Source organism: Xanthomonas campestris pv. campestris str. ATCC 33913, assembly GCF_000007145.1.
In the GTDB taxonomy this organism is placed as follows: Bacteria; Pseudomonadota; Gammaproteobacteria; order Xanthomonadales; family Xanthomonadaceae; genus Xanthomonas; species Xanthomonas campestris.
The window spans coordinates 13,543-35,250 of sequence record NC_003902.1 but is presented as its reverse complement, the minus strand read 5'-3'; the positions used below and the strand labels follow the sequence as shown (position 1 = coordinate 35,250).

Here is a 21,708-nt window from a genome sequence, read left to right as displayed (position 1 = left end):
TCGCGCATCATCAAATCAGCGTTGCCCGCGTGAATGGCGCGCTAACGCCGAGGCCCCTAGGCTGACCATCGATGGTGTGGCGCTGCACCATCCTCGCTGGCCGTGCCCTCCCCCTGCGGCCGCCTACGTCGACTGCCGAAGGAGGCTCCCCCATGTTCCCATCTCTCCCCCGCTCCACCCGCACCCACGCTGCCGCACTGGCGCTGGCCCTGCTCGCCACGTTGCCGTTGGCGCATGCCAAGGAGGCAGACAACGCCCGCGGCGGATTGAAGTACGTGGGCGTCAACATCTCCGGCGCCGAGTTCAACTCGCGCAAGAAGCCCGGCACGCTCTACAAGGACTACACCTACCCGGCGGCGGCGGATTTCAGCTATTTCGCCAGCAAGGGCATGAACACCATTCGCTTGCCGTTTCTGTGGGAGCGCCTGCAGCCAACCCTCAATGGCGAGCTGGATGCGGCGCAACTGGCGTTGATCAAAAAATCCGTGGCCGCCGCCAAGGCCAACAAGCAGTTCCTGATCCTGGACCTGCACAACTACGCCAAGTACAACGGAAAGCGCATCGGCACCGACGAGGTGCCGCCTGCAGCACTGGCCGATCTGTGGCGCCGCCTGGCGCTGGAGTTCAAGGACGACAAGCAGGTGATCTTCGGGCTGATGAACGAGCCCAATGGCATCTCCTCCACCGACTGGGCCGCGGCCGCACAAGCGGCGATCAACACCATCCGCAAGACCGGCGCGAACAATTTGATTCTGGTGCCTGGCACGGCCTACACCGGCGCGCACAGCTGGCGCAGCACCAGCTACGGCGTCTCCAATGCCAAGGCCCTGCAGATTCTCAAGGACCCCGGCAACAATCTGGCCTTCGAAGCGCATCAATACCTGGACGGCGACTACAGCGGCACCAAGCCCGAATGCACCAGTGCCACGGTGGGCGCAGACAAGTTGCGCGGCTTTACCGACTGGCTGCGCGAGAACAAGCAGAAAGGCTTCCTGGGCGAGTTCGGCACGGCCAACAATGCGGTCTGCAACGACGCGCTGAAAGGCATGCTGAGCTACATGGAAAAGAACAGCGACGTGTGGCTGGGCTGGACCTGGTGGGCGGCCGGCGCGTGGTGGAAGCCGGACTACCCGTTCAATGTGCAGCCGGGCAAGGACGGCAGCGAGAAGCCGCAGATGTCGATCCTGAGCGAGCACGCGCGTCGCGCCGGCAAGTAAGCGCCCCAAGCACCATGTAGCGAGCAAACGCCAGGCAGGCGCATGCGCGGAGCCGTTGGCGTGGACACTCAGTCCATACCGATGCACCTCCACGCTCGCGCCTGCCTGGCGTCTGCGTCTCTGCTTCCTGGCCGCTTTAGCGCAGCCGAATGCGAGCGCCGCACGCGCGACGTTGGCGGTGTCTGTCACCTGGCACGCCGTTTGTGCGGCGTGTAGGTGGAACTGCCACGTGCGCGTGCATCGGCTCGCAGCCACATAGGCAACCGTGATCACGCGGGCGCACCGCGGTCGTTGCGGTGTGGCTGCCCGTGCATGCAGTGATCACCGCATGCCGTGTTTTTAGCCAGGCAGTTTTTTCGCCACAGGTCTCTTGGCCGACGCGCCACGCGCGCCGTTTCAAGCTGCGCACACGCTTCCATACATGGGCATGAAAACGTGCCTCTGTCGCGGATGCGTCGACCAGATCCTGCCGCCACTGCGAAACACCGCACAGCTTGGAAGAGTGATACCTCGCATCTGTAGTTTCAGCGTGCCGTTGCGCCTAGGGTAGAGACAGATGCGCTGTTGGCCGCGTCGCGCGGCATGACGTTGCGGGCAGCGTATCTCCCCCGCAACTGCAAGGAACACCCCATGTCTGCCTCCCCCTCCTGGCCACGCCAGCTGCTGCGCTGCGCGTTGGTCATGCTGTGCATCGCCACGATGTCCATCGCACAGGCGCAAAGCCCCAATCGTCTGAAATACGCAGGCGTCAACATCTCCGGTGCGGAGATCCAGTCGTCCAAAAAACCGGGCGTGCTCAATATCGACTACCGCTATCCAACCGCGTCCGAGTACAGGTACTTCGCGGGCAAGCAAATGAACATCGTGCGCCTGCCGATCCTGTGGGAGCGCATGCAGCCCAAAGCTCAAGGTCCGCTGGATCAGGCACAACTGGCATTGCTGAAGCAGGCAGTGGCCAACGCCAAGGCCGCCAATCAATACCTGATTATCGATGTGCACAACTACGCCAAGTACTACGGCCAGAAGATTGGCAGTAAGCGGGTGCCGGTGCGCACGTTCACCGATCTCTGGCGCCGTCTGGCCATCGCGTTCAAGAGCGACAACGCCGTGATTTTCGGGCTGATGAACGAGCCGTACGACATCTCGCCAGAGAGTTGGGCCGCCGCCGCGCAGGCGTCCATCGACAGCATTCGTGCCACCGGTGCCACCAACCTGATTCTGGTGCCCGGTGCATTGTGGTCGGGCGCACACAGCTGGTATTCCACCGTGGCCGGGCAGTCCAATGCAGTGGCGCTTGCGAACATCCGCGACCCACTGAATCGCTATGCGATCGAAGTCCATCAATACCTGGATACCGACTCCAGCGGCACCAGTGCCGGTTGTGTGAGCCGCACGATCGGCGCGGAGCGCTTGCGCAGTTTCACCGGCTGGCTGCGCGCGCAAGGCAAGCGCGGTTTTCTTGGCGAATTCGGCACCGCCAATAACGCAACCTGCACTGCGGCGCTCGACGGCATGCTCGGTTATCTCGAAACCAACCACGATGTGTGGATCGGTTGGACGTTCTGGGCCGCGGGCGCGTGGTGGAAAACCAGCTATCCGTTCAACGTGCAGCCCGATGCGCAAGGCCGCGACAAGCCGCAGATGAAAACCCTGAGCGCACGCGCGCATCGCGTCACCCGATAACGGCAATCGATCAGTTCGCTTGTGTACAACCGCAGCAGCCGGCGCACGCAGTAGACCTGTACTGCTAGTGCGTCGGTTGCATGCGCAGCCGGAGATTTGGCGTCACGCTTTCGTCGCCTAGCAAATCGCATGTCGAGATTTCGTCGCGGTCGCGTCACGCGTGAAAGCGCAATCTCCCTTGAAAGCAGGCACAACCGCACGAACCCGGTGCCAGCTCCTCCCACGCCGCATAAAGTGCAGGCCACAACGCAGTTTGTTTGTGAGCCCCTGCGCACATCATCTTTAACCACCGCGCGATGCGCGGCTGGCACGCGTGATGCATTGAACGGGCAGATGCAGCGTAACGAACGTCGATCGCACGCCATGGGGCTGCGATGCATCTTTTCCGTCGTCGAAGGAGTGGTTTCCATGTCGTGTTCTCTGTGGTTGCGCAGGCTAATGTCCTGCGCGGTGTTCTTCCTGCTGCTCGGTGTTCTGCCGATGGGCCATGCACAAACGCGTGCACTCAAGTACGCCGGCGTCAATTTGGCGGGTGCGGAATTTGCGTCATCGAAAAAACCTGGCGTCCTCAACAAGGACTACATGTATCCCGCCAGCACCGATTACAGCTATTTCGCTGGGACTGGAATGAACGTGATTCGCCTGCCGATCCTGTGGGAACGTCTGCAACCTGCCGCACGCGGCGAGCTGGATCCGGCGCAGCTGGCACTGGTGCAGCAAGCGGTGGCACGCGCCAAGGCATCGGGCATGTATCTGGTGCTGGATATCCACAACTACAGCAAGTACTACGGTTATAAAATGGGTGGGCCGGAAGTGCCGCTCGCCACCTTTGCCGATCTGTGGCGGCGCCTGGCGGTGATCTTCAACAGCGATAACGCCGTGATCTTCGGGCTGATGAATGAGCCCAACAACATCTCTGCCAGCGAATGGGCCGGTGCAGCGCAGGCAGGCATCGATGCGATCCGTGCCACCGGCGCCAACAATCTGATCCTGGTACCGGGCGCGCTGTGGACCGGCGCACACAGCTGGCACTCGCTGACCAGCGATGGGTATTCCAATGCAACCGCGTTGGCATCGATCAGCGACCCTCTCAATCGCTATGCGTTCGAAGTGCATCAATATCTGGATGCCGATTCCAGCGGCACCTCAAGTGTCTGCGTCAGTGAAACCATCGGCGCCGATCGCCTGCGTGCGTTCACCGAATGGCTACGCACCAACAACAAGCGTGGTTTTCTCGGTGAGTTCGGCACCGCCAACAACGCCGTCTGCAATACCGCGCTGCAAGGCATGCTGGCCTACATGGAAAACTACGCCGATGTCTGGCTGGGCTGGACATGGTGGGCAGCGGGCGCATGGTGGAACACCAGCTACGCCTACAACGTGCATCCGAACAAGGACGGCACCGACAAGCCGCAGATGGTCATCCTCTCGCCGCAGGCCGCGCGCGCTACACGCTGACACGTTGTCGCATGCCCGCCTTTCGTAGGAGCGCCCCTGGGCGCGATGGAGCGTTACCGTGGTCGGTAGGGCTTCATCGCGCCCAGGGCGCTCCTGCAGATTTTTCTGCTGAATTGCGACGATGACGTACGCGTGGCTGCCGTGGCAGTCGTGGCAATCGATTGCCGCCGGTGCACAGCGGCTCTCTGCTTGCTCGCCCACACGATCGAGCGCTTTCGAGGTCAACGACCGCGCTAGGCTGTATCGACCGTTTTTAGCGACCTCATTCGCAGGTGTAAACGCTACGTGCAGCACGGGTGAACAGGCTCCCCGGTTGTCAGCTAACTGAACTTTTGCAATACATAAGGTCGTTTTTTTCACCACGCCGCGATCTGCCCACGCCCAGCATGGACGCACTTCACTGCTAGGAGCACTCTCATGGCACAGCGTTTGATGACCATCGCGCTGGTTGGCGCACTTGCCCTCACCGCACACGGTGCGTTTGCGCAGGACGCCGCCAAGCCGGCAAAGGCACTCACTTCCGCCGAAGTCAGCAGCATGTTGACGGCCAAGGGCTACACGAAGGTGCACGACATCAAGTTCGAGCACGGCGTGTGGACGGCCGATGCGCGCAGCGGCGACGGCAAGGATGTGGATGTGCGGATCGACCCGACGACCGGCCGCGTGTATGGCGACCAGACTACCTCCAAGATGAGCGAGGCCGACATTCGTGCAGCGCTCTCCACCAAGGGCTATTCCAAGGTGCATGACCTCAAGTTCGAAGATGGCCTGTGGAAGGCCGATGCCGAACAAAGCGGTGGGCAGAAGGTAGACCTGCACGTCGACCCGGAAGATGGGCACGTGGTGAGCGTGGATAACGATTGATTGCTCCCGCCTAACGCTTGCGCGCAGCGGCCGCGCGGGATGTGCGTTGCGATTTAGAGCAGCTATCAAAACTAGTGCGCAGCCGCCAGGCGGGCGCGGCCGGTGCTCGGAATCCTCATGTACCGACGTACACTCCGGTTCCTCCGCGCCGTCCGCATCCACCTGACGACTGCTCGCGACGTTTTGTCAGCCGCTCTTAAACTCGCCACAAACGAAGGGCCTCCATGCGGAGGCCCTTTTTTGTTCGGCGCTAAGTGCGTCAGACGTTGGACCCAACGTGCCAGCATTTCGCACTGGTTGTAGCAAGCCGCTGCAGCCCCTGTCACCACGCAGCGCGCGGTCACAGGGGCTGCCCGCAGCTCAGCGCGACGGCGTAGGTGCAGGCTTGGCGTCTTCCTTGGCCGCTGGCGCCGGCGCAGCGGCCGCACCCGGCTTGCCGGCCATCATGCGGTCGCGCGCGGCCTTGAACGGATTGCCCGCATACCAGTTGGGCCACTGCTGATCAGCCGCCACCTGCTTGCCCACGCCATACACCGCCTGCAGGTCCTCGATGGTGCCATCGAGCTTCCAGGTGGCCGCGTCGTACTGATCGCCAGGCGCGTGGTAGCGGTTGCGGCCGTAGTCCTCGGCGGCTGCGCGGCCGGCAGCAGTACCGCCATCGCGCAGGTCTTCGCCGCCGTCGGCGTACAACGCCGGCACGCCGGCCTTGGCGAAGTTGAAGTGGTCCGAGCGGAAGTACGAGCCGCTCTCCGGCGTGGCCTCACCGTGCAGCGTGCGCCCCTGCATGGCGGCGATCGGCTTGAGGATGTCTTCCAGCTCCGAGCTGCCCATGCCCACCACCGTGACATCGCGTGCGCGCCCGGCCACCGACATCGCATCCAGGTTGATCACCGCAGCGATCTTGTCCAGCGGAAAGCTCGGGTTGGCCACGTAGTACTTCGAACCCAGCAAGCCGGATTCTTCCAGCGTCACTGCCACGAACACCACCGAGCGCGCCGGCTTGGGATCCTGGTGCGCGAAGGCATCGGCGATTTCCAGGATGCCGGCCACGCCGGTGGCGTTGTCCACCGCGCCGTTGTAGATGTTGTCGCCGGTTTCGCCGTCGTGCTTGCCCAGGTGATCCCAGTGCGCCATGTACAGCACCGCCTCGTCGGCATGCGTGCTGCCGGGCAGCACGCCAACCACGTTGCGCGAGGACTTCTGGGCGATCGTGCTCTTCAGGTCCACCGACCAGCTGGCCTTCAACGGCACCGGCTTGAAGCCGCGCTTGCCGGCGTCCTTGTAGGCCTGCGCCAGGTCCAGCCCGGCGTCGGCGAACAGCTGCTTGGCGATGTCGGCGCTGATCCAGCCCTGCACCGGCAGGCGCGGGTCCGGGTCGTCCTTGGCCGGCAGGTCGTACTGCGGGCCGGACCAGGAATTCTTCACCACGTCCCAGCCATAGCTGGCGCCGGGCGTGTCGTGCACGATCAGCGCGGCGGCCGCACCCTTGCGCGCGGCTTCTTCGAACTTGTAGGTCCAGCGGCCGTAATAGGTCATGCGCTTGCCGTCGAACAACTTGGCGTCGTTGCTGTGGAAGCCCGGGTCGTTGACGAACATCACCACCGTCTTGCCCTTCCAGTCCTGCCCGGCGTAGTCGTTCCACTGCTGCTCCGGCGCATCCACGCCGTAGCCGACAAACACCAGCTCGCTGTTGTCGAGCTTGACCTCGGCCTGGCCGGTGCGCGTGCCCACCACGATGTCGGTGCCGAAGGTGAGCGGGCGGCTCTGCGCACCGCTGCGCAGGCTGGGCGCGGTGGCCGGGTCTGCGGTGGTTTCCACCATCGGCACATCCTGGAACCAGCTGTCGCCATTGCCCGGCTGCAGGCCGATGCGCTGCATCTGGTCGCGGATGTAGGTCACCGTTTTCTCTTCGTCCGGCGTGCCCGGCCCGCGGCCTTCGAAGGCGTCCGAGGCCAGCGTCTTGACCAGCTCGGCAAAGTCGCCGGTGGTCAGTTCCGGCGAGAAGGCGTGGCTGCTGACCGGTGCGCTGGGGGCGCTGTCGGCAGGTGCCTGCGCGCTGGGCGCGGTGGCGGGGTCGGCGGACTCACGCTTGCAGCCCGCCAACGCAACGGCGGCGGCCAGGCACAACACGATCTTGCGGGGCATCGGGACTCCTCGGTGCGGCGGGGGTTCCCGATTCTAGGCGCAGGCGGTGGTGAGCGCGTCAGTCCTCCGGCGCCACATCGCCATCGAAGCTGCGCGCGGTGGCCCCGGTGACCGCGCCGATCTTGGCGCTGCGGTGCACGTACAAGGTGACCTCGCGTTCGAACTTCAGCGGGCCATCGACCACCGCATTCGGGCCGATGATCACGCGCGGCTTGCGGTTCGGCTTGAACGAGAAGCCGAAATTGGGCTTGGTGACCAGGATCCCGCCACGTACGTGCGACCCCACGCCCACGGTGATGTCGCCGTTGACGGTCTCGATGCCCTTGCCCAGCTCGGTTTCCACCAGCCCGATGCTGCCGTTGACGGTTTCCACGCCACCACTGATCTGGCTGCCGCGCTCGGCCAGCACCGAGCCGTTGACGGTTTCCAGATTGCCCGACACCACCACCTTGCTGCCCAGGCGGATGCCGCCGTTGACGGTGGAGACACCGCCGGTGCGGGCATGCTCGCCAACCTGGATACTGCCATTGACGGTTTCCACGTTCTTGGTCTGCGTCGCGGCGCCGATCTCGATGGAACCGTTGACCGTTTCCAGGTCGCCGTAGGTCTTGCCGGCCTCGGCGCTGATGCGGCCATTGACCTTGCTGATGTCCTCATCGGCCCAGGCGCTGCCGCAGGCCAGGGAGAACACGAGGATCCAATGCGCGTGCTTCATGCTGAACCTCCCGCCGCGGCGGATATCGGTAACGTGGCAGCGATCACACCATGCTTGGCTACAATCGCGCACCTGCCTGAAGTCACTGGAACTTTCGTTTGCCTCCTGCCGCCGCGCCATTGCCGCACCCGACCCGCAGCCCGCCCGCACGCGCATGGCTGGCCGCGGCCGTGTTCGCCTGCACGCTGCTGGCCGGCACCAGCGCCGGGGCGCAGAGCCAGCGCGAGGCCGAGCGCAAGCTGCAGCAATTGCGCGATGAACTGAAAACCATCAGCGCCGACCGCCGCGACCTGGAAGGCAAGCGCGGCACCGCCGCCCAGCAGCTGCGCCAGGCCGATGAAAAAGTCGCCAAGACCGCACGTGCGCTGAGCGAGACCGAAACCGCGCTGCGCACGCACGAACAGAAACTCTCCGAACTGCAGCAGCAGCGCGCGCAGCTGCAGCGTGGCCTGCGCGAGCAACGCGTGCAGTTGGCCGCACTGCTGCGCGCCGCCGACCATGTGGGCCGCAACGCGCCGCTGAAAGTGCTGTTGTCACAAGACACCGTGGGCAATGCCACGCGCATGCTGGCCGACCACCGCTACGTGCAGAGCGCACGCGCGCAGCGCATCCAGGGGCTCACCACGCAACTGGAAGCACTGACCCAGGTCGAGCAGCAAATCACCGAGCGGCGCCAGGCGCTGGACGCCGCACGCGCACAACAAAAAGCACAGGCCTCGTCGCTGCTGAAAGACCGCTCGCAGCAGGCCGCCACCGTTGCGCAACTGGACACCCGCTATCAACAGCGCGCCGAGCGCGAGAAAGCCCTGGGCCAGGATGCCAAGGCGCTGGAGCAGTTGCTGGCCAATCTGCGTGCAGCCGCGGCCAAGGCAGAAGCCGAGCGCCGCGCGGCGGCCAAGCGTGCGGCCGCCGAAGCCGCCGCGCAGGCCAAGCGCGGCAAAACCGATCGCCCGGAACGCCCCGGCAAGACACCGCCCAAGGTCGTGGCCAACGCACCGGCGCCAAAGGTCGGTGGCCTGAGTTGGCCGGTGTCGGGCAACCTGCTGGCGCGCTTCAACGCCACGCTGCCGGATGGCCATACCAGCAAGGGCGTGCTGATCGGCGCGCCCAAGGGCAGCACGGTCACCGCGGTGGCCGATGGCACGGTGGTGTTTTCCGACTGGATGACCGGCTACGGCATGATCCTGATCGTGGATCACGGCAACGGCTACATGAGCCTGTACGCGCACAACGACACCTTGCTGCGCGATGCGGGCGCCAGCATCAAGCGTGGCGAGGCCGTGGCCAAGGTCGGCAGTTCGGGCGGGCAGGGTGTGCCGGCGCTGTACTTCGAGCTGCGTCGCAACGGCCAGCCAGTGGATCCTTCGAGCTGGCTGCAGCGCCGCTGAGTGCATGGGGCGCCGCACTTATCCGGCGTCTGCTTGCTGCATGGTGTTGCCGCTCACATGCCGGCAGTTCGCGGCGCCAGAGTGTCGCTGCGGACTGTCCCGACGGCAGCACCGCAGCAGATCTCATCGCGCAGCCTTGCCGGTGCTTCGCACATACGCCGGCGTTGACGGCGATTCAACGCGGATTTACCGCTGCTTCGCGCATAATCCAGCCAGCGCCGCGCTGTGGGGCGTCTTCTCTCTTTTCGGAGTGCTTCATGCGCGTAGCCGTCCTGTCCGTTGCCCTGTCGCTGGCCCTGTTCGCGTCGCCCGGTTGGGCACAGCAGGCCAGCCCCGCTGCCGCACCGGCCACCGCGGACGACCCGGAAGCCAACGAAGCCGCCGTCTCCAAGGTGCCGCTGGACGAGATCCGCCGCTTCGTGGCCGTGTACAACGCGGTCAAGCAGGCCTACGTGGACCCGGTCGAGGACAAGAAGCTGATGCACGCGGCCGTGCGCGGCCTGCTGTCGGACCTGGATCCGCACAGCACCTACTTCGACAAGGAAGACGCCGAGGCCTTCGACGAACAGGCCACCGGCGCCTATGACGGTATCGGCGTGGAACTGCTGCAGCAGCAGGACAACACGCTCAAGGTGATTGCGCCGATCGACGACACGCCGGCTGCACGCGCCGGTGTCAAGGCGGGCGATGTGATCGTGGCCATCGACGGCAAACCGATCGACGCCAGCAAGGCAATGGAGCCGCTGCGCGGCGAGTCCGGCAGCAAGGTCACGCTGACCATCGTGCGTGACAAGGTCGCCAAACCGTTCGACATCACCCTGCAGCGCGAAACCATTCGCGTGGCCAGCGTGCGCAGCAAGCTGCTCGAACCCGGCTATGGCTACATCCGCATCAGCACCTTCCAGGCCGACACCGGCGCCGACTTCCAGAAGAACCTCAAGCAACTGCAGGCCGGCGGCAAGCTGCGTGGCCTGGTGCTGGACCTGCGCAGCAACCCGGGCGGCCTGCTGACCTCGGCCGTGCAGGTTGCCGACGATCTGCTCGACAAGGGCAACATCGTCAGCACGCGCGGGCGCATCTCCATCAGCGACGCCAAGTTCGACGCAACCCCGGGCGATTTGCTCGGCGGTGCGCCGGTGGTGGTGCTGGTGGACGCCGGCTCGGCGAGCGCGTCGGAAGTGTTGGCTGGCGCGCTGCGCGACAACCAGCGCGCGCGCATCATCGGCAGCCGCACCTTCGGCAAGGGCTCGGTGCAGACCGTGTTGCCGCTGGACAACGGCGACTCGGTCAAGCTCACCACCGCGCGCTATTACACGCCCAGTGGCAAGTCGATCCAGGCCAGCGGCATCGTGCCCGAAGTGATGCTCACCCCCGAACCGCAGCCCGGCGACGCCGACGTGCCGGCCAGCCTCACCGACTTCAGCGAGGCAACCCTACCGGGCCACCTGCGCGGCGATGCAGAAGGTGAGGAGGGCTACAGCGCCGGCGACGTGCTGCCGGGCGATGGCCCGATCAACGAGGCGCTGGCCGAACTCAAGCAACCTGGTTCTGTTGCCAAGGCCCAGGCCGCGCGCAAGGCCAAGGCGCAAGCGCAAAAGCCCAAGGCCATCAAGCCAACGCCCGAGCCCAAGCCCGCCGCACCACGCCCGCCCGCCAGCGAGCAGACCACGCCGTCCGAGCCGACGGACAAGGCCAAGCCGGCGGCGCCAGCACCGGCAGCTGTGCCGGCCGAACCGGTCAAGTAACGGGCAGTGCTGCGGGTGCCACGTGCACCCGCAGTGCGCAGCTGGTGCTGGTGTGCATGCGGGCATGAGTGCGTCGGACACGGCTCGTAGTGCATCGTGCCGTTAACCTACAGCCATTGTCAGCGACGTGTGCGGTGAGTGGACGCATGACGTTTGCGGAAGAGCGGTACGTTTCGTCGGCATCGCCGGTCGCCAGGCGACAGCTTCTTGCCGTTGAAAAACTCTCAGCAAGATGCCGGCGCTTTGTGCAGGTGGTCTTCCACGCTTGGTCGCACTCACTTGCTGATGCGCGCGATACGTAGGAACTCTGAGCAGTGCACGTCATTAAACGTGTAGAGCGTCTTTGGCGCGTCATCGCCAGCAGCGTGGATCGCTGGGCGAGGGCACCTAGCCTAAGCACTCTCCCAGCGACGCAGTTGCGCGTTGAGGTTGCGCGTTGAAAACACTTCATCAATAACGATTCTCTGCCGGCTTTTTGCGGGTGCCGCGCTGCTCGATGCAGTGATTCGCGCTCACCACCTAAGCTGGGTGACATGGAATGCACGCACTGCATATCGCGCGAATGCGTCACACCGCGATCGATACGCAGCGCAGCAGCACGACCAGTCCGGATAACGCCGGCCGCACGTGCGCGTGAGGCGTGCCACGCTGCAACCAATACGGCGGGTTCTAAACCTCGCCGTTGTGTCGCTCATGCGTGCTCCCTGCAGGTCATTGATGGCCAGCAAGACATGCGGTCGTGCCTCTTGGGCGCACGGTGCATCGCAGGACCACGACGCGTGCTTGCGGGAAGCCGCATGGACACATGCGTATTGCTGCAGCTGTTTTCGCTACATCACTCTAGGAGAGCGGGTGATGACGAGCCGTTCGCGCATGAGACGTCGGCAGCGACGGCGCAGCAGCAATCCGCAACGCAACCACGCAACCTCACACCCTAACGCGCAACCAGCAACGCCTCAGGATTGACCAGGTTGCGCGGTGTGCCAGCAGCGAACGCCAGCACGTTGTCGAATGCGGCCTCGAAGTAAGCCGCGTAGCTGTCGCGTTCCACATAGCCCAGGTGCGGGGTGGCCAGCACGCGCGGGTGTTGCAGCAGCGGGTCGCGCGCATCCAGGACCGGTTCGCGCTCGAACACATCCACGGCGGCGTGCCCAGGGCGGCCGGCGTCCAGGGCCGCGATCAACGCGCCCGGTGCGATCAGCTCTGCGCGGCTGGTGTTGACCAGCAACGCGTCGGGGCGCATGCGCAGCAGGTCGGCGGTGGTCACGTCATGCCGGGTCTGCGCGCTCAGGCGCCGGTGCAGCGACAGCACATCGCTGCGTTCGAACAAAGCCTCTCGGCTGTCGGCGATTGCATAGCCATCGCGCGCCGCCTGCGCGCACGACACTTCACCGCCCCACACCAGCACGTGCATGCCAAACGCCCGCCCGAATGCGGCCACGCGTTGGCCGATACGGCCGTAGCTCCAGATGCCCAGCGTGCGCCCATGCAAGGTGCGCCCCAACGCGGAATCGCCCAGCGCCTGCCAGCGGCCTTGATGCAGGGCGCGCTGGTATTCGGTCAGGCGCCGGCTGGCGGACAGGATCAACGCCCAGGTCAACTCGGCCGGCGCGACCGGCGAGCCCACGCCCTCGGTGACCGCCACGCCAAACTCGGTGCAGGCCGCCACATCCACATGCGGGCCAATGCGGCCGGTCTGGCTGATCAGTTTCAACCGCGGCAGGCGCCGCAGCAACGTGGCGTCCACGCGGGTACGTTCGCGGATCAATACCAGCGCATCGGCTTCCACCAGCCGCTCGGCCCATTCGTTGGGATCGGTGGCCAGCGCGCCCAGCACCTGCACTTCATGGCCCTGCAGACGCTGCAGGCAGGGCAGGGCGCGCACGGCGCCCTGGTAATCGTCCGGCACCAGAATGCGCATCAGCGTGGCTTGGTCGGCAGCGGGAACGGGGTGACCACCTTGTCGCCGGTGGTGGCATCGCGGATCACCGACTGCCCCTTCTTTTCCACTTCCTCGATGCGCACGATGCTCTGCATGGGCAGGTGCAGCACCTTGGTGTTGCCGAACTCTTCGCGCAGGCGCTCTTCGGTGGGGTCGACCACCAACCCGTCATGCACGTCGAACACCAGCTCGCTGATCTGGTTGAAGCCCCACAGATGGCTGCCGGTGACGTGCTGGGCGTAGAGCTCGTACACCTTGCCGTGATTGAGGAAGGTGACTTTGTACAAGGGCTTGGACATGCGGCGATTATAGGCGCAGGGCAGGGCGCTAGAACCCGTGGCGCTTGCGCAGCCGCCGCGCGATCGCCGCGCGCACATACAACCCATAGACGATGCCGAACACGAAACCGGCAATGTGCGCCGACCACGCCACCATGCCGAAGGCCGGGCCGATATAGGCAAACACCACCTGCAGCACCGCCCACGCACCGATCAACAATGGCGCCGGCACGCGAATGAATTCCAGGAACACGCCCAGCGGCAGCACCACACCGAGCTTGGCGCCGGGAAACAGCGCCAGATAGGTGCCGATCAACGCCGACACCGCACCGGAGGCGCCGATGATCACCCGGTCCGGCGTGCCGATGGCGAAGATCGCCGCCAGGTTGGAGGCCGCGCCGCCCAGCAGGAACAGCAGCAACAGCCGCCAGGGCCCGAGGATGCGCTCGGCCGGCAACCCGAAGATCAGCAGGAACACCAGGTTCCCCAACAGGTGCGACCAGTCCGCGTGCAGGAACAGCGCGGTGAACAGGCGCAGCACGCTGCCGTCGCGCAAGGTGGCCCACCAGTCGCCGAGATTGGAGACGCCGATGGACAGCGCGCCCCAGTCCAGCCACAGCGTATTGCGCGCCTCGGTCGGGCGGCTGATCGACCACAGATAGGCCAGCCAGACGGCCGCGAACAGCAGCGGCACCGCCCAGCGCGGCGCGGATTTCTTGCGGGAGGGGATCGAGACAAACATCGGAGTGGCACAATAGCGGGTTCACCGTCCTGAACCCACCCCTAACCTGACCGGGCTGATAACGCGCACTTCGTTATTGTTCGGTTAATCGTCGTGGTTATACTGCGTACGGCGTCGTATGTCGGGGGGGGGGTCTCCGGCGCGCTCCAGGGCCATGTTGGCCACTGGGCGCGGGCGCTGTACCGACCACTGCAGTCTTTATTCCGGAGAGCAACAACTCATGTCTACCGCTTCCACTCTCAGCCGCGCCACCCTGCTGGCCGTTGGTATTGCCGGCGTGCTGGCCGTTGGCCAGGCACACGGTGCCGCCTTCCAGCTGAAGGAAAACAGCGCCAAGGGCCTCGGCCGCGCCTTCGCAGGTTCGGGCAGCGCCCCGGACGACGCATCGATCATCGCCAACAACCCGGCCGGCATGCGCCAGCTGGACGGCCGCCTGTTCCAGGCCGACGTCAGCGCCATCAGCTTCTCGGCCAAGTACCAGGGCGAAGGCGGCAGCTACGCCAACGGCGCCCCGATCTCCGGCGGTAACGGCGGCGACGCGGGCATGATCGCGCCGGTCCCGGCAGCGTATTTCCACGTGCCGTTCGGTGAGAACAACAACATGCACCTGGGTACGTCGCTGACCGTGCCGTTCGGCTTCAAGACCGAATACGACCGCGACTGGACCGGCCGCTACCACGGCACCAAGACCGAGCTGCAGGCGATCGACTTCAACGTCGCGTTCTCCTACGACGTGAACCCCTACGTGTCGTTCGGCGCGTCGGTGTTCGCGGAGCGTCTGGATATCGACCTGGGCAACGCGGTGGACTTCGGCAGCATCCTGGCCGCGCGTCGCGCACCGGGCTTCGCGCCGGGCAGCGCCGATGGCTACTCGCGCATCAAGGGCGACAGCACCGAAGTGGGCTTCACCCTCGGCGGCTTGTTCAGCATCGATGAGAACACCCACATCGGCTTCAGCTACCGCTCGGAAGTGGAGCACAAGATCACCGACGGCGACGCCGACTTCACCGTGCCGGGCAATGCCGCTGCCGCGCTGGGCTTCGCCGCACCGGGCACCTTCATCGATACCAAGGGCCGCGCCACCGTGACCCTGCCCGCCAGCGCCACCGCCAGCTTCACCCACAACGTGAACGAGCAGTGGTCGATCATGGCCGACGTCACCCGCACCGCCTGGAGCAAGTTCGACCAGGTGACCGTGGACTTCGCCTCCAATCAGCCCAACAGCGTGCTGGACTTCTCCTACCGCGACACCACCTTCGCCTCGATCGGTGCCGACTACCGCATGAGCGAGACGCTGACCCTGCGTGGCGGTGTGGCGTATGACCAGACCCCGACCACCGCCGAGCACCGTGACGTGCGCGTGCCGGACGCGAGCCGCAAGTGGGTCTCGCTGGGTCTGAGCTGGCGCCCGTCGCAGCAGGCCGAGTACAACTTCGGCTATACGCACCTGTTCACCAGCGATCCGACCAGCGACACCACCACTGCCACCGGCAACGCGCTGGCCGGCAGCTACAAGGTGCACGGCGACGTGCTGGCCGCGTCGATCAACTACAAGTTCTGATCGCCGCTGCTGCATGACGTACGAAAAACCCCGCTTCGGCGGGGTTTTTTGTTGGGCGCAGGTGTCTGCATGGCATGGATTCGAGGCGCCGGGGCACGCTGCATCTGTGAGCTGGCGGAGGCGCAGGGCGTCGCCTCAATGGAGGTTTCGCATTGAGGCGCGGCTGCGAATGCGCTGTAAAAGTCGATCAAAGCCCGAGCACTGTTTTTCTGGTTGTGGCGGCAGTACATCGCGCTACGGCGTGGCAGATAGCGACGCGCGCACTGGCACGCACGGGCGCTTGGCGATGCACAATCCAGGGCCTACCCATGTCGGCGCGAAGATCCCGGCCGAAGGTTAGTGCAGCGCAACCGCACCGCCGACCTTGCGCGCATGTGCAACAGCCATGGTGCTTTTACGGAACAGGCGAGTTGCGCGACCTCGCGTTGCAGCCAGTGATGCATCGTCGCCTGCATGTTGGTCGCTGATTGCGGTGCGCCGCCGCGGGCATCAACACCACGACCAATGGCACGACCTCGTTCTGGCCTCGCCGTTGCGCAGCGCGACGATCATCGACGCTGCGCAGGCGCCGCGTGCGTGAGCGTGCCGCTGTGCCACCCAGGGCTGTGCAGCACAGCGACGACGTTGCTATGGTCCTGCGTATGGACCAACCCGACTTCATCCAGATCACCGACGACGCCGTTTCGCGCGACGACTGCGCGGCGATCGTGCAACGCATGCGCGATAGCCAGCAGCTGCAGCCGGGCCGCATCGGCAGCGGCGTGTTCCCCGACCTCAAGCACAGCCGCGATCTGCGCATCAGCGGCCTGGCCGACTGGGCGGCAGTGGAAAACCGCCTGCAACAGGCCGTCTTCGAGGGCCTGCTCCGCTACCTGCGGCAGTATCCGCAGGCGTTGATTTCGCCCTTGATGCTGCAGGTCACCACCGCCGATGGCACTCCGCACCGGTTGGTCGCCGAGGACATCGCGCAGATGAGCGATGCGGCCTTGAGCGACCTGGCGCGCACCTGCCTGCGCCCGGGCGCCATCAACCTGCAGTGGTATCTGGCCGACCAGGGCGGCTACCCATATTGGCACTGCGAACTGTATCCGCGCGACGCCGGCGCAGAGACCCTGCACCGCCATTTGCTGTGGACGCTGTATCTCAACGAAGAGTTCGAACAGGGCGAGACCGAATTCCTGTTCCAGCAACGCAAGGCGCGTCCGCGCACCGGCAGCCTGCTGATCGCCCCCACCGCCTTCACCCACACCCACCGCGGCAACCGCCCGGTCGGCGGCGATAAGTTCATTGCCACCAGCTGGATTTTGTTCCAATCGGCGCAGGCGCTGTACGGCGGGGAATAGGGAATCGGCAATGGAGAATCGCACCAGCAGACCTGCGCTGTTGCGGTGGCTCTCGCCGTTGCGAATCCCGATTCCCCACTCCCGATTCCCCGCCCTAAAACAGCTGCCCCTGCGGCGAGTCCTTGACCGGTTTGGGCGGCGGTGCAGGGCGGCGGAATTGTTCGGTGTCCAATGGCGGAGTGCGGCGGGTGTCGAAGCCGGCACGGCGATGCGCCAGCGCGAAGCGGCGCGCCAGCAGGTCTGCGTACACGCCCTGGCCGCGCATGCGGGTGCCGAAGGTGCTGTCGTAGTCCTTGCCGCCGCGCAGCTGGGCGATGGTGCTCATCACGTGCTCGGCGCGCTGCGGGTGGTGGGTCTGTAGCCACTCACGGAACAACGGCGCCACCTCGTGCGGCAGGCGCAGCAGCACGTAACCGGCACTGCTGGCGCCGGCATCGGCGGCGGCCTGCAGGATCGCTTCCAGCTCGTGATCGTTGATCCACGGGATTACCGGCGCGGCCATCACCCCGACCGGCACGCCGGCCTCGTGCAGGCTGCGCATCGCGCGCAGGCGCGCATGCGGCGCGGACGCACGCGGTTCCAGCCTGGCCGACAGATGCGGATCCAGCGTGGTCACCGAGAAGTGCACATTGACCAAGCGCGCGCGCGCCAGCGGGGCCAGCAAATCCAGATCCCGCGTGACCAGGGCGCTCTTGGTGATCAGCGTGAACGGGTGCCGCGCCTCCCACAGCACTTCGATCAACTGCCGGGTCAACCCGCGCTTGCGCTCGATCGGCTGGTAGGCATCGGTATTGATGCCCAGTGCGATCGGGCTGGGCACGTAACTGGGCCGCGCCAGTTCGCGGCGCAGCAGCTCCGGCGCATTGGTCTTGGCGAACAGCCGCGTTTCGAAGTCCAGCCCCGGCGAGAGGTTGAGGTAGGCATGCGAGGGCCGAGCGAAACAGTAGCTGCAGCCATGTTCGCAGCCGCGATACGGATTGACCGACTGCGAGAACCCGATGTCCGGCGACTGGTTGCGGCTGATGATGCTGCGCGCGGTCTCGTCGGTGACCTGGGTGCGCAATGCGGGCGCAGCGAACTCGTCGCTGTCGTCCACGTGCCAGCCATCGTCCACCGCCTGCGGCGTGGTGACCTCGAACCGTCCGGGCAGATGGCCGGTCGCACCCCGGCCCTTGATCGCGCTTGCCATGCCGGCATGCTATGGCGGCCGCGTCTCACCTGCTGGGATCAGCCCGCTGCACGGATAAAGGTTTCAGCCTTCGTGTTCGATGTGCTGCCTGCACTGTCTGAGTAGAACGCTCGCCTCGGCAACGGGCACTGCAGCACGACGTTCGGTAGCCCCCATACCGAAAACAAGACGTGCCTTCGCTCATTGAGCCCTAATCCGCAGCTTTCCCGTGCATGTGCTACCAGGATCGCCAGGGCAGCAGCCGGCAGTCATCGCAGCACAGCGTGTGCGCCGTAGAATCCGCGCATGCTCGCACTTGCACAGGGCGCGTGGGATTGGCTGGCCGACATTCCCCACCTCAAAGCGCTCCTCTTCGCCGCCTACGTGCTGTATCTGCTGTGGATCGTCAGCTGGATCATCCTGCAGAAGCGCGAGCCGGTGGCCACGCTGAGCTGGGTGCTGTCGCTGGCCGCGCTGCCGTATCTGGGCCTGCTGATCTACTACTGGCTGGGCCCGCAAAAGGTCAAACGCCAGCGTCTACGCCGCGGGCGGTCGCGTTCGGGTATGGAAAGCTACAGCAGCGTGTGTCCGCCCGATGCCGATTGCACCGAGCTGGCCAAGATCGCCCAATCCACCACCGGCCTGGCCCCAAGCAGCGCGACAGAAGCCTTGTGGCTGGTGGATGGCGCGTCCACCTATGCGGCGATCATCGAGGCGATCACACAGGCGCGCGACCACATCCACCTGGAGTACTACATTTTCCAGCCCGACCGCAGCGGCATGCCGATCTGCGAGGCCTTGATGGAACGCGCGCGGGCGGGGGTCAAGGTGCGGCTGTTGATGGATGCAGTCGGTTCCTCGGCGATGACCCGGCGCACCCTGCGCACGCTGCGTGCGGCCGGCGTGGAGACCGCCTGGTTCCATCCCACCCAGCTGCTCAAGCCGTTCAAGCGGCCGTGGTTGAACCTGCGTACGCACCGCAAGTTGATCGTCATCGACGGCCGCATCGCGTTCACCGGCGGCATCAATGTCACCGACGAAGAGAACGAACAGGTTCGCCCCGACGCGTTTCGCGACCTGCATGTGCGTCTGCAGGGCCACGTGGTGCGCAGCCTGCAGCTGGTGTTCCTGGAGGACTGGCTCTACGCCACCCGCCAGGCCCAGGGCGCCTTCCATGGCCAACAACTGTGGCCGGAGGATGTGCCCACCCGCAAGCAGGGCAGCATCGATGCGCAGGTGCTGGTGTCCGGCCCCGATTCGTCCTGGGAAGCGATCCACCGGCTGATGGTGGCCGCCATCCACGAAGCCAGGCATCGGGTCTGGCTGGTCACGCCGTACTTCGTGCCGGGCGAGGCCGCGCGCATGGCGCTCACCTCTGCGGCGCTGGGCGGGCTGGACGTGCGCCTGCTGATCCCGCGCGTCAGCGATTCGCGCCTGGTCACCTATGCCGCGCGCTCGTATTTCGATGAACTGCTGGAGGCCGGCGTGCGTATCTACGAGTACGGCCCGCGCATGTTGCACACCAAGGCGCTGATCGCCGACGACGATGTCTGCATCGTCGGTAGCGCCAATTTCGACAGCCGCAGCTTCCGGCTGAACTTCGAGCTGTCGATGCTGTTCCGCGACCAGGCAGTAGCCGCCGAGCTCGCCGGCATGATCGGCACCGACATGGCCCAGGCACAGGAAGTGCGCTTCAACCTGCGCCGGCCGTTCTGGCGATCGCGCCTGCCGGAAGCCTTCGCGCGGCTGCTATCGCCGCTGCTCTGACCGCAGCGCCGCGCCCCACGTGGAACCACGCCGGGCGCAGCGCTACACTGCCGCCACTCAACGGGGAGCTCGTCATGCACTGGCTGTTTCTGCTTATGGCACTGGGTGCACTGGTGCTGGCCTTCAGCACGCCGCACGTGTGGTTGCTGGTCGTATCGCTGCTGGTGGCACTGCTGCTGTTGCTGCTGTGGACCCGCGGCTGGTTCGCCGCACGCATGGGCGATACCCAGCGCGACACCGGCAGCATGATCGACCCAGCCGAACTGCGCCGGCTGCGCGAACTTGCCGAAGCCCGCAAGGCCGCTGCACTGACGGCCGCGCGCGACGGCGAGCCGCAGGCCTGAGCAGCACGTGAGCACTCACCTCAGCGTCAACGTCAACAAGATCGCCGTACTGCGCAATTCGCGCGGCGGTCAGGACCCGGATGTAGTGCAGGCCGCGCGCAGCTGCATTGCAGCCGGCGCCCATGGCATCACCGTGCATCCGCGCCCGGACCAACGGCATATCCGCGCTGACGATGTCTACGCGCTCAGCACACTGACGCGCATGCATGGTGTGGAATTCAACATCGAAGGCAATCCGTTCGCGCCGCCGCGCGCTGGCTATCCGGGCTTGCTGGAACTCTGCCGGGCCACGCGGCCGCAACAGGTCACCCTGGTGCCGGATGGCGACGGCCAACTCACCTCCGACCATGGCGTGGATTTCGCCCGCGATGGCGCGCGGCTGGCGCCGTTGATTGCCGCCTTCAAGACTCTCGGCTGCCGCGTGAGCCTGTTCGTGGATGCCGGTAATCCGGAGATTGCGCAGGCGGCTGCGTTGGGTGCCGATCGCATCGAGCTGTACACCGGCCCGTACGCCGAGGCCCATCACCACGGCCAATCGCAACCGTCCCTGGCCCTGTTCGCCGATGCCGCCAGGCGTGCCCACGCGGCCGGCCTGGGCATCAATGCCGGCCACGATCTGTCCCAGCACAACCTGGCCGATTTCCTGGCCGGCGTTCCCGACGTCCTGGAGGTCTCGATCGGCCACGCCTTGGTCGGCGAGGCGCTGTATCAGGGCCTGGAACCGACCGTGCGCGCCTACTTGGCGATTATTGCGGGCGGCGCGACCACAGCCGCCTAGGCCCGGGTTTTAGCGAGCCGCGCGCAGTCCACGCAACATGCAGCTGCGCGTCCGTCATGCGCATCGGCCGCACAGTCGAGCTTGCGATGCGTGCAATCGCGCTTCGCCCAAGCACTTTCGTATCCACTCAGCCCGTGCCTCTCCGTACTCGAAATGGCCATGAGCTTTTGGAGGCGGCAACGCGATGTTGCCAGCATTGATGGACTCAGCGCCGACTAGACATCAGATTCGATGTTCAAGAAGAGGTTGCCCGAAAGGCGGATGCGTTTCGGTGGAGTGGAAGTGTGTTTCTAGATGGATGTCAGGTTTGAATGTATGAGCGTCCGCAGATCGCATACGAATGCCGCTCGGCATGTCGTCCATCGCTTCACTACTTACCCATTGGATGGCGCTTGCTGCTTGGGTGTTGCCACGGCCGGCGCCAGTGAGTGGCGCGTGTTGGGCGGAATCAGGTTCTAACGAAACTGCATGCTTCGCACTTCGGGAGAAGGTATACCCAAGACGACTGACGATGAGATGTGGACCGGAATGTGCAGACATGCACGTCAGGTTTGCATGTGTGAGCGTTCG

17 protein-coding genes and 1 other RNA gene are annotated in these 21,708 nt (G+C 65.3%); 12 read left to right on the top strand and 6 right to left on the bottom strand.

Translation table 11 applies throughout. The features are described from left to right. The first annotated feature begins 152 nt into the window (after positions 1-152). From XCC_RS00145 to XCC_RS00125, 5 genes are all read left to right on the top strand, one after another. Positions 153-1,217 (top strand): glycoside hydrolase family 5 protein, encoded by a 1,065-nt coding sequence (locus tag XCC_RS00145; RefSeq protein ID WP_011035286.1) that lies wholly within the window; start codon positions 153-155, stop codon positions 1,215-1,217. 630 nt (positions 1,218-1,847) lie between these two features. Next, the gene (locus tag XCC_RS00140) at positions 1,848-2,900 is read left to right on the top strand and encodes a glycoside hydrolase family 5 protein (protein ID WP_011035285.1); all 1,053 of its coding nucleotides are present in this window, start codon (positions 1,848-1,850) and stop codon (positions 2,898-2,900) included. Between the two features lie 438 nt (positions 2,901-3,338). Continuing rightward, positions 3,339-4,358 (top strand): glycoside hydrolase family 5 protein, encoded by a 1,020-nt coding sequence (locus tag XCC_RS00135; protein WP_016945027.1) that lies wholly within the window; start codon positions 3,339-3,341, stop codon positions 4,356-4,358. A gap of 417 nt (positions 4,359-4,775) precedes the next feature. Beyond that, the gene (locus XCC_RS00130; RefSeq protein ID WP_016945028.1) at positions 4,776-5,222 is read left to right on the top strand and encodes a PepSY domain-containing protein; all 447 of its coding nucleotides are present in this window, start codon (positions 4,776-4,778) and stop codon (positions 5,220-5,222) included. Positions 5,223-5,339: 117 nt separating this feature from the next. After that, a non-coding RNA gene (locus XCC_RS00125) (sX9 sRNA) lies at positions 5,340-5,414 on the top strand. A gap of 168 nt (positions 5,415-5,582) precedes the next feature. On the opposite strand, the gene XCC_RS00120 is transcribed toward XCC_RS00125, so the two are convergent. Both XCC_RS00120 and XCC_RS00115 read right to left on the bottom strand, forming a co-directional pair. Beyond that, entirely contained in the window at positions 5,583-7,367 is a 1,785-nt protein-coding gene (locus XCC_RS00120) for a M28 family metallopeptidase (RefSeq protein WP_011035282.1), read from the bottom strand. Positions 7,368-7,425: 58 nt separating this feature from the next. Continuing rightward, positions 7,426-8,082: a hypothetical protein gene (locus XCC_RS00115; protein WP_011035281.1), complete on the bottom strand. Its 657-nt coding sequence runs from the start codon at positions 8,080-8,082 to the stop codon at positions 7,426-7,428. 98 nt (positions 8,083-8,180) lie between these two features. Between XCC_RS00115 and XCC_RS00110 the strand changes: the two genes are divergently transcribed. Together XCC_RS00110 and XCC_RS00105 are read left to right on the top strand one after the other, a co-directional pair. Further along, positions 8,181-9,470: a murein hydrolase activator EnvC family protein gene (locus XCC_RS00110; RefSeq protein ID WP_019237041.1), complete on the top strand. Its 1,290-nt coding sequence runs from the start codon at positions 8,181-8,183 to the stop codon at positions 9,468-9,470. Between the two features lie 257 nt (positions 9,471-9,727). After that, the gene (locus tag XCC_RS00105; protein ID WP_019237040.1) at positions 9,728-11,215 is read left to right on the top strand and encodes a S41 family peptidase; all 1,488 of its coding nucleotides are present in this window, start codon (positions 9,728-9,730) and stop codon (positions 11,213-11,215) included. A 934-nt stretch (positions 11,216-12,149) separates the two neighbouring features. On the opposite strand, the gene XCC_RS00100 is transcribed toward XCC_RS00105, so the two are convergent. The 3 genes from XCC_RS00100 to XCC_RS00090 are packed head-to-tail and all read right to left on the bottom strand — an operon-like array spanning position 12,150 to position 14,177. Then, on the bottom strand, positions 12,150-13,136 hold the full coding sequence (locus tag XCC_RS00100) for a D-2-hydroxyacid dehydrogenase family protein (RefSeq protein ID WP_011035278.1): 987 nt from the start codon (positions 13,134-13,136) through the stop codon (positions 12,150-12,152). Then, complete coding sequence (locus XCC_RS00095) at positions 13,136-13,456, bottom strand: DUF1820 family protein (protein ID WP_011035277.1); 321 nt, start codon at positions 13,454-13,456, stop codon at positions 13,136-13,138. Before XCC_RS00095 ends, XCC_RS00100 begins: the two co-directional genes overlap by 1 nt. A gap of 28 nt (positions 13,457-13,484) precedes the next feature. Beyond that, positions 13,485-14,177 carry a rhomboid family intramembrane serine protease gene (locus tag XCC_RS00090; RefSeq protein ID WP_011035276.1) on the bottom strand — a complete coding sequence of 231 codons (693 nt, stop codon included), beginning with the start codon at positions 14,175-14,177 and terminating at the stop codon, positions 13,485-13,487. A 220-nt stretch (positions 14,178-14,397) separates the two neighbouring features. Between XCC_RS00090 and XCC_RS00085 the strand changes: the two genes are divergently transcribed. Together XCC_RS00085 and XCC_RS00080 are read left to right on the top strand one after the other, a co-directional pair. Continuing rightward, positions 14,398-15,738, top strand: a complete 1,341-nt coding sequence (locus XCC_RS00085) for an outer membrane protein transport protein (protein WP_011035275.1) — start codon at positions 14,398-14,400, stop codon at positions 15,736-15,738. A 641-nt stretch (positions 15,739-16,379) separates the two neighbouring features. Next, positions 16,380-17,081 carry a 2OG-Fe(II) oxygenase gene (locus XCC_RS00080; protein ID WP_011035274.1) on the top strand — a complete coding sequence of 234 codons (702 nt, stop codon included), beginning with the start codon at positions 16,380-16,382 and terminating at the stop codon, positions 17,079-17,081. Between the two features lie 94 nt (positions 17,082-17,175). On the opposite strand, the gene XCC_RS00075 is transcribed toward XCC_RS00080, so the two are convergent. After that, on the bottom strand, positions 17,176-18,270 hold the full coding sequence (locus XCC_RS00075) for a PA0069 family radical SAM protein (protein ID WP_011035273.1): 1,095 nt from the start codon (positions 18,268-18,270) through the stop codon (positions 17,176-17,178). Between the two features lie 285 nt (positions 18,271-18,555). Between XCC_RS00075 and cls the strand changes: the two genes are divergently transcribed. The 3 genes from cls to XCC_RS00060 all read left to right on the top strand — a co-directional run bounded on the left by cls (position 18,556) and on the right by XCC_RS00060 (position 21,138). Further along, entirely contained in the window at positions 18,556-20,016 is a 1,461-nt protein-coding gene (gene cls / locus XCC_RS00070; RefSeq protein ID WP_011035272.1) for a cardiolipin synthase, read from the top strand. Between the two features lie 74 nt (positions 20,017-20,090). Next, positions 20,091-20,360 carry a hypothetical protein gene (locus XCC_RS00065; RefSeq protein WP_011035271.1) on the top strand — a complete coding sequence of 90 codons (270 nt, stop codon included), beginning with the start codon at positions 20,091-20,093 and terminating at the stop codon, positions 20,358-20,360. A 7-nt stretch (positions 20,361-20,367) separates the two neighbouring features. After that, positions 20,368-21,138 carry a pyridoxine 5'-phosphate synthase gene (locus XCC_RS00060; RefSeq protein ID WP_011035270.1) on the top strand — a complete coding sequence of 257 codons (771 nt, stop codon included), beginning with the start codon at positions 20,368-20,370 and terminating at the stop codon, positions 21,136-21,138. Positions 21,139-21,708: the final 570 nt, after the last annotated feature.